The organism is Asticcacaulis sp. (assembly GCF_027484505.1).
Taxonomy (GTDB): Bacteria; Pseudomonadota; Alphaproteobacteria; order Caulobacterales; family Caulobacteraceae; genus Asticcacaulis.
The window spans coordinates 1-6026 of the sequence record NZ_JAIXSV010000076.1 but is presented as its reverse complement, the minus strand read 5'-3'; the positions used below and the strand labels follow the sequence as shown (position 1 = coordinate 6026).

Annotated in this window: 6 protein-coding genes; 1 reads left to right on the top strand and 5 read right to left on the bottom strand. The window is 63.5% G+C overall.

Translation table 11 applies throughout. The annotated features are described in order from the left end of the window. Position 1: 1 nt before the first annotated feature. Genes Q0072_RS04470 through hppD form a run of 4 tightly spaced genes read right to left on the bottom strand, consistent with a single transcriptional unit; the run spans position 2 to position 3982 of the window. Positions 2-367: a Rieske (2Fe-2S) protein gene (locus tag Q0072_RS04470; RefSeq protein WP_298326312.1), complete on the bottom strand. Its 366-nt coding sequence runs from the start codon at positions 365-367 to the stop codon at positions 2-4. Continuing rightward, complete coding sequence (fahA, locus tag Q0072_RS04465) at positions 364-1650, bottom strand: fumarylacetoacetase (protein ID WP_298326310.1); 1287 nt, start codon at positions 1648-1650, stop codon at positions 364-366. Before fahA ends, Q0072_RS04470 begins: the two co-directional genes overlap by 4 nt. Then, positions 1647-2921, bottom strand: coding sequence for a homogentisate 1,2-dioxygenase (gene hmgA / locus Q0072_RS04460; RefSeq protein WP_298326308.1), 1275 nt, complete (start codon positions 2919-2921; stop codon positions 1647-1649). Before hmgA ends, fahA begins: the two co-directional genes overlap by 4 nt. Beyond that, positions 2921-3982 carry a 4-hydroxyphenylpyruvate dioxygenase gene (gene hppD, locus Q0072_RS04455; RefSeq protein WP_298326307.1) on the bottom strand — a complete coding sequence of 354 codons (1062 nt, stop codon included), beginning with the start codon at positions 3980-3982 and terminating at the stop codon, positions 2921-2923. The genes hmgA and hppD overlap by 1 nt, the downstream gene beginning before the upstream one ends. A 115-nt stretch (positions 3983-4097) precedes the next feature. On the opposite strand from hppD, the gene Q0072_RS04450 reads away from it, so the two are divergent. Beyond that, on the top strand, positions 4098-5243 hold the full coding sequence (locus Q0072_RS04450) for an aldose epimerase family protein (RefSeq protein WP_298326305.1): 1146 nt from the start codon (positions 4098-4100) through the stop codon (positions 5241-5243). A gap of 120 nt (positions 5244-5363) precedes the next feature. On the opposite strand, the gene Q0072_RS04445 is transcribed toward Q0072_RS04450, so the two are convergent. After that, positions 5364-6026: MFS transporter (locus tag Q0072_RS04445; RefSeq protein ID WP_298326303.1), on the bottom strand; the 663-nt coding region annotated here is incomplete at its 5' end.

Here is a 6026-nt window from a genome sequence, read left to right as displayed (position 1 = left end):
TTCAGGCGGTAAAAATCTGCCCGTCGCGCACGGCGACCGGCCAGGGGGTGAGGGACGCACCGGGGCAGGGACCGCCGACGCACACACCGTTTTGAATGTCGAACAGCGCGCCGTGCCACTGACAGCGGATCAGGCCGCCATCGGGCGTCAGATAGTCATCCAGCGTCTGGCACAGCGGCAAACCGGCGTGCGGGCAGGCATCGACATAGCCGTGCACCGTCTGGCCCTGCCGCACGACAAAGCCGTGAAAGCGCGCCTCGCCCACCTGAAGCACATAGTTGCGTGCTGCTCCGTCAGCGATGCGCTCCAGCGGCCCCAGCGCGATGCCGGGGCGCACCTGCGTCAGGCGGGGCAGGGTGGCGGTCATAGGGCGACAGCCGGGAGGATGCGCGCCGTGCAGGGGCCAAAACCAATGGAGACAAATCCCTCGGCCTCGGCGCGGGCAAACAGAGTCAACTCGTCGCCATCTTCGAGGAAGCGGCGCGTTTCGCCCGACGGCAGGGTGAGCGGCGTCTTGCCCCCGTCGGTCAGTTCCAGCAGGCTGCCCGCTTCGTGCGGCTGCGGTCCGGACAGGGTGCCGGTCCCCAGCAGGTCGCCGGGGCGCAGATTGCAGCCGCCGCTGGTGTGGTGGGCGATGATCTGCGCGACGGTCCAGTACATGGCCTCTTCGGCGCGCGATTGCGCCAGTTCGACCGGCGCGCTCAGGCCCGCCGTGCGCAGGCTGGCCCCCAGACGGATGCGATAGCCGCCCTGTGCCTGATTCTCCGCGTCCATCAGATAGGGCAGGGGCGCGGGATCATCGCTGGCGCGCTTCAGTGGCGCGGTGCGGAAAGGGGCCAGCGCCTCGGCCGTAATGACCCAGGGCGAGATCGTGGTGTGGAAGTTCTTGGCCAGAAACGGCCCCAGAGGCTGATATTCCCACGCCTGCACGTCGCGCGACGACCAGTCGTTGAGCAGGCAAAACCCGGCGATACGCTCAGACGCTTCGCGGATCGGCACCGGCTGACCCAGCGGGTTTTCGCCAGCGATAAAGACACCCAGCTCCAGCTCGTAATCGAGCCGCTGCGTCGGCGCAAAGCGCGGGGTTTCGGCGTCCGGGGCCTTGATCTGACCCAGAGGGCGCGTCACCGGCTCACCGGACACACGCACCGAAGAGGCGCGGCCGTGATAACCGATGGGGACGTGTGTGTAATTGGGCAGCAGGGGGTTGTCGGGCCGGAACAGCTTGCCTACCGCTGTGGCGTGGTGGATGCCGACATAGAAGTCCGTATAGTCACCGATCTCAGCGGGAAGATACAGGGTGCAGGTCTCTGCGGCATAGAGGTGCGGTGACACCGCTGCCTCATGCGCTGGATCGCTGAGCAGGGTCGAAAGACGCTGACGCAAAGCGCGGCGCTCAGGGGCCGGGCGGGCAAACAGGGTATTGAGCGTGCGTGCGCTGAGCGCCGCCGCGTCGCCTTCGATCAGTCCAGCCTGATGCAGGCTGCGCAGGTCGAGAATATGATCGCCAATGGCCGTCCCCAGACGGCGGTCGTCGGACCCTATGGGCGCAAAGATGCCCAGCGGCAGGTTCTGGATCGGAGAATCGGCGTGGCCATTGGCGGCAGCCAGCCAGCTTTTGCGGTCAGGGTCGTGGGTAAAGTCGATCATGGCAGTCGGGCCTTATCAAAGCCGCCCCAGCCGGCGTCATAATCGCCTTGCAGACCCGGCAGGGTGAGGGCCTGAGCCGTGGGGCGCAACACGAAGCGCGTTTCAAACATGAAGGCCATGGTGCCCTCATACCGATGGGGTTTCAGTTCGGCTGACACCCCCGCCTCATAGCTGGCGAGATCCGGGCCGTGGGCGTTCATGCAATTGTGCAAAGAGGCCCCGCCGGGGGCGAAACCCTCGGCCTTGGCGTCATATACGCCTTCGATCAGGCCCATGAATTCGCTCATGATATTGCGGTGGAACCACGGCGGGCGGAAGGTGTGTTCGGCCACCATCCAGCGCGGCGGGAAGATGACAAAGTCGCAATTGGCGGTGCCGGATGTGTCGGAAGGTGCGGTGAGGACGGTGAAAATCGACGGGTCGGGGTGGTCGAAACTGACCGTATTGATCGTATTGAAGCGCCGCAGATCGTAGCGGTAGGGGCAGAGATTGCCATGCCAGGCCACTACGTCGAACGGCGAATGATCGAGCGTCGTGGCCCACAACTGACCCTGAAACTTCTGGATCAACTGATGCGGTGCGTCTTCATCTTCAAAGGCGGCGACCGGGGCTTCGAAATCGCGCGGATTGGCCAGCCCGTTGGCGCCGATTGGCCCCAGATCGGGCAGTCGGAAGGCCGCGCCGTGGTTTTCGCAGACATAGCCGCGCGCCGCACCCTCAGGCAGTTCGATGCGGAATTTCAGCCCGCGCGGGATCAGTACCACGCTGAGCGGCGCGGCCTCGATCACCCCGCATTCCGTAACGATGCGCAAAACACCGTCCTGCGGCACGATCAGCCATTCGCCATCGGCGCTAAAAAAGGTCCGTCGGGTCATGCTGGCCGTGGCGGCATAGAGATAGACCGTCACGCCGCTCTGCGTCGCCACATCACCATTGGCAGCATAGGCCGTCATCCCATCGATAAAATCGACCGCGCCCTGTGGCGTCTTCAGCGGCGACCAGCGCAGGCGGTTGGGTGAGGGCGGCGGCCCGTCCGTGCGCCAGCCGGGCGCTTCCAACGGCGCAAAGGCCGCGTGCTGCGCCGATGGCCGCAAACGATAAAACCAGGTGCGGCGGTTTTCACTGCGCGGGGCGGTGAAGGCCGTGCCGGAAAACTGCTCGGCATAGAGGCCAAAGGGCACGGCCTGCGGTGAGTTCTGACCCACGGGCAGGGCACCGGGCACGGCCTCAGTGGCGAAATGATTGCCAAATCCGCTGAGGTAAGGGCCCATCACGCATCGACCGAGATAACGCCGCGGCGGATCTGATCGAGTTCAATCGACTCGAACAGTGCCTGGAAGTTGCCGTTGCCAAAGCCTTCATTGCCCTTGCGCTGGATGATCTCAAAGAAGATCGGCCCGAACAGGTTTTCGGTGAAGATTTGCAGCAGGATGCCCTCTTCGCCGACATTGCCGTCGATCAGGATGCGGTTGCGGCGCAGGCGCTCAAGGTCTTCGCCGTGGCCGGGCACGCGCTTGTCCACCAGTTCGTAATAGGTCTCGATCGTGTCCTGAAGCCGCACGCCGCGCGCCCGCAGCTTTTCCACCGTGGCGTAGATGTCGTCGGTGGTCAGCGCCAGATGCTGAATGCCTTCGCCCTTGTATTCGCGCAGATATTCCTCGATCTGGCTCTTGTCGTCCTGCGACTCGTTGAGCGGGATACGGATGGCCTTGTCCGGGGCAATCATGGCCTGAGAGAAGAGGCCGGTGGCCTGCCCCTTGATGTCGAAATACTTCTGCTCTTCAAAGTCGAAGATGCGCGAATAGAAGTCCGACCACACGTGCATCTGACCACGATGCACATTGTGGGTCAGATGGTCGAGCAGGTCGAGCCCGACGCTGTTCTCCCGCTCGGCGGCCTCGGCTCCCGGCACGGCGAACCAGTCGGCATAGAGATGATCCGTGTCGGGGGTCAGGTAAAGGTAGGAGCCACCAATGCCTTCCAGCACGAAACTGCCGTCGCCCAGCGTCCCGGCGGCAGCGTCCGCGGCCTTGGCTCCGCGGGCCAGTGCGGCCTCGAAGGCTGTCTTCGGATCGGCGACGCGGAAGGCCATGCCTGAGGCCGAGGGGCCATGCGCGGCGCGGAACCCGGCGGCCTGACCCGTCGCGTCTTCGTTAAGCAACAGGTTGATGCGGCTCTGCTTATAGCGCGTGACGGCCTTGGACGGATGGCGCGAGGCGGCGACAAAACCCAGTCGCTCGAAATGGGCGCGCATGGCCGTGGGGTCGGGGCTGGTGAACTCGACAAACTCAAAGCCGTTGAGGCCGAGCGGATTGTGCGGAGTGACAGACATGGGAACCCCCGTTTTGTTTCGATTGATATAGTATCTATTGCAACAATTTAAAAAATCCAGTCTCTTTTTCGTGAGGCCTGTGGAAAGGCGTCCGCGGGCGGGTTAGGCTTCGGTCATGCGCGCCCTGATCCTCCTACCGCTTGTGGCTTCGTCTCTGATGCTGTCCGGCCTGTCCCGGCCACAGGTCAGCTATGCGCCGTTCGGGGTGACGGCCGGTGGTAAGGCGGTGGAACGCTACACTCTGCGTAACCGGCGCGGGACGGAGGTTTCGGTTCTGACCTATGGGGCCGTTCTCGATGCCGTGCGGGTGCGCGACCGGCGCGGGCGTTTGGACAATGTGGTGCTCGATCTGGCTGACCTGAAGGCGCATGAGGCGCGGGCCAATTTCAGCGCCGTGGTCGGGCGCTTTGCCAATCGCATCTCTGGTGGTGGCTTTACGCTGGATGGGCAGCGCGTGGTGCTCGACCCCAAAGGTGGGATTGTCTCGCACGGCGGCAGGCCGGGCTTTTCCGGGCGCGTGTGGACGGCGGAATCGTGCAAGGTGCCGGGGTGCCGCGCGCTGACCTTGCGCTACGTCAGCCCGGATGGCGAGAATGGTTTTCCGGGGACGTTGCGTGTTTCGGTGACCTATGGCCTGTCGGATGACGATACGCTGACGCTGGACTACCGCGCCACGACCGACAAGCCGACGGTGATCAACCTGACGAACCACGCCTATTTCAATCTGGGCGGGGCGGCGTCGGGTTCGACTGACGCTCAGTACCTGCAACTGAAGGCCGATGCCATTACCGCCCTGTCGGACAAGAAGCTACCGACAGGGGCCTTGCGTTCGGTGGCGGGCACGCCGTTTGATTTCCGCACGCCGACTCAGATTGGGGCGCAGATCGTCCGGGCCGATCCGCAACTGAAAATCGGCGGCGGTTTTGACCATAATTTTGTGCTGACCAAACCCCAGCCCGGTGCCCTGAGCCTTGCGGCGCGGGCCTGGGACCCGAAAAGCGGCCGGACTCTGGAACTGAAAACCACCGAGCCGGGTGTGCAGCTTTTCACTGGCAACGGCTTTAACGGGACGCTTAAAGGGCGGGCAGGCAATCGCATCTGGCCGCGCGACGGCTTTGCACTGGAAACCCAGCATTTTCCGGACAGTCCCAACCGCCCGGAGTTTCCTTCGGCCGTGCTGCGGCCGGGCGAGGTCTTTCATTCGATGACGACGATCCGCTTCGGCACGGCGAAGACACTGAAAGAGGCCTTCCCGGATTAAAATACGTTCGCAACGAACGCATTTTAAAATGTCTGTTGGCGCGCATTTGAGCCCGAAAAGTGCGTCCCACTTTTCGGAATGCGCTTTAAAAACCCCGATCTTGCGACCGGGGTTTCTCCATCATCCGATTTTGGCCGGTTCGAGCTTCGGCATCAACAGATGCACGGCCAGAAGCGCCAGAAAATAGCCCGTCGCCGCATAGATGAAGATGGGCGTGTAGGAGCCGATCTTGTCCAGCACATAGCCCGCATATTTGGCCATGGCCATGCCGCCAAAGGCCCCAAACATGCCGCCGATCCCGACGACTGAACCCACCGCGCCATTGGGGAAGACGTCCGACGGCAGGGTGTAGAGATTGGCCGAAAAGCCCTGGTGCGCGGCGGTCGCCACACCGATGATCGCCACCGCGACCCACAGATTGTCGGCCATGGCTGCGACGCCCACCGGCAGGGCCAGAGCGGCGCAGATCAGCATGGTCACCTTGCGCGCCGCATTGACGCTCCAGCCGCGCTTGATGAACTGCGACGACAGCCAGCCGCCGCCGACCGAGCCGATGTCGGACAGCAGATAGATGGCCACCAGCGGCGGTCCGAAGGTCTTGAGATCAAGACCATAGCGCTTGTGCAGGAAATCCGGCAGCCAGAAGAGGAACATCCACCAGATGGGGTCGATCAGGAACTTGCCCAGCGCATAGCCCCAGGTTTCCCTGGCGCGGATGACCTTGAGCCAAGACACCTTTTCGACCACGACCACCGGGTCCTGTTCGATATGGCTCAGCTCCAG

Excerpts from the sequence above, each read along its gene's own strand:
- hmgA (WP_298326308.1), bottom strand. The coding sequence starts at position 2,921 with ATGGGCCCTTACCTCAGCGGATTTGGCAATCATTTCGCCACTGAGGCC.
- Q0072_RS04470 (WP_298326312.1), bottom strand. The coding sequence starts at position 367 with ATGACCGCCACCCTGCCCCGCCTGACGCAGGTGCGCCCCGGCATCGCG.
- fahA (WP_298326310.1), bottom strand. The coding sequence starts at position 1,650 with ATGATCGACTTTACCCACGACCCTGACCGCAAAAGCTGGCTGGCTGCC.
- hppD (WP_298326307.1), bottom strand. The coding sequence starts at position 3,982 with ATGTCTGTCACTCCGCACAATCCGCTCGGCCTCAACGGCTTTGAGTTT.
- Q0072_RS04450 (WP_298326305.1), top strand. The coding sequence starts at position 4,098 with ATGCGCGCCCTGATCCTCCTACCGCTTGTGGCTTCGTCTCTGATGCTG.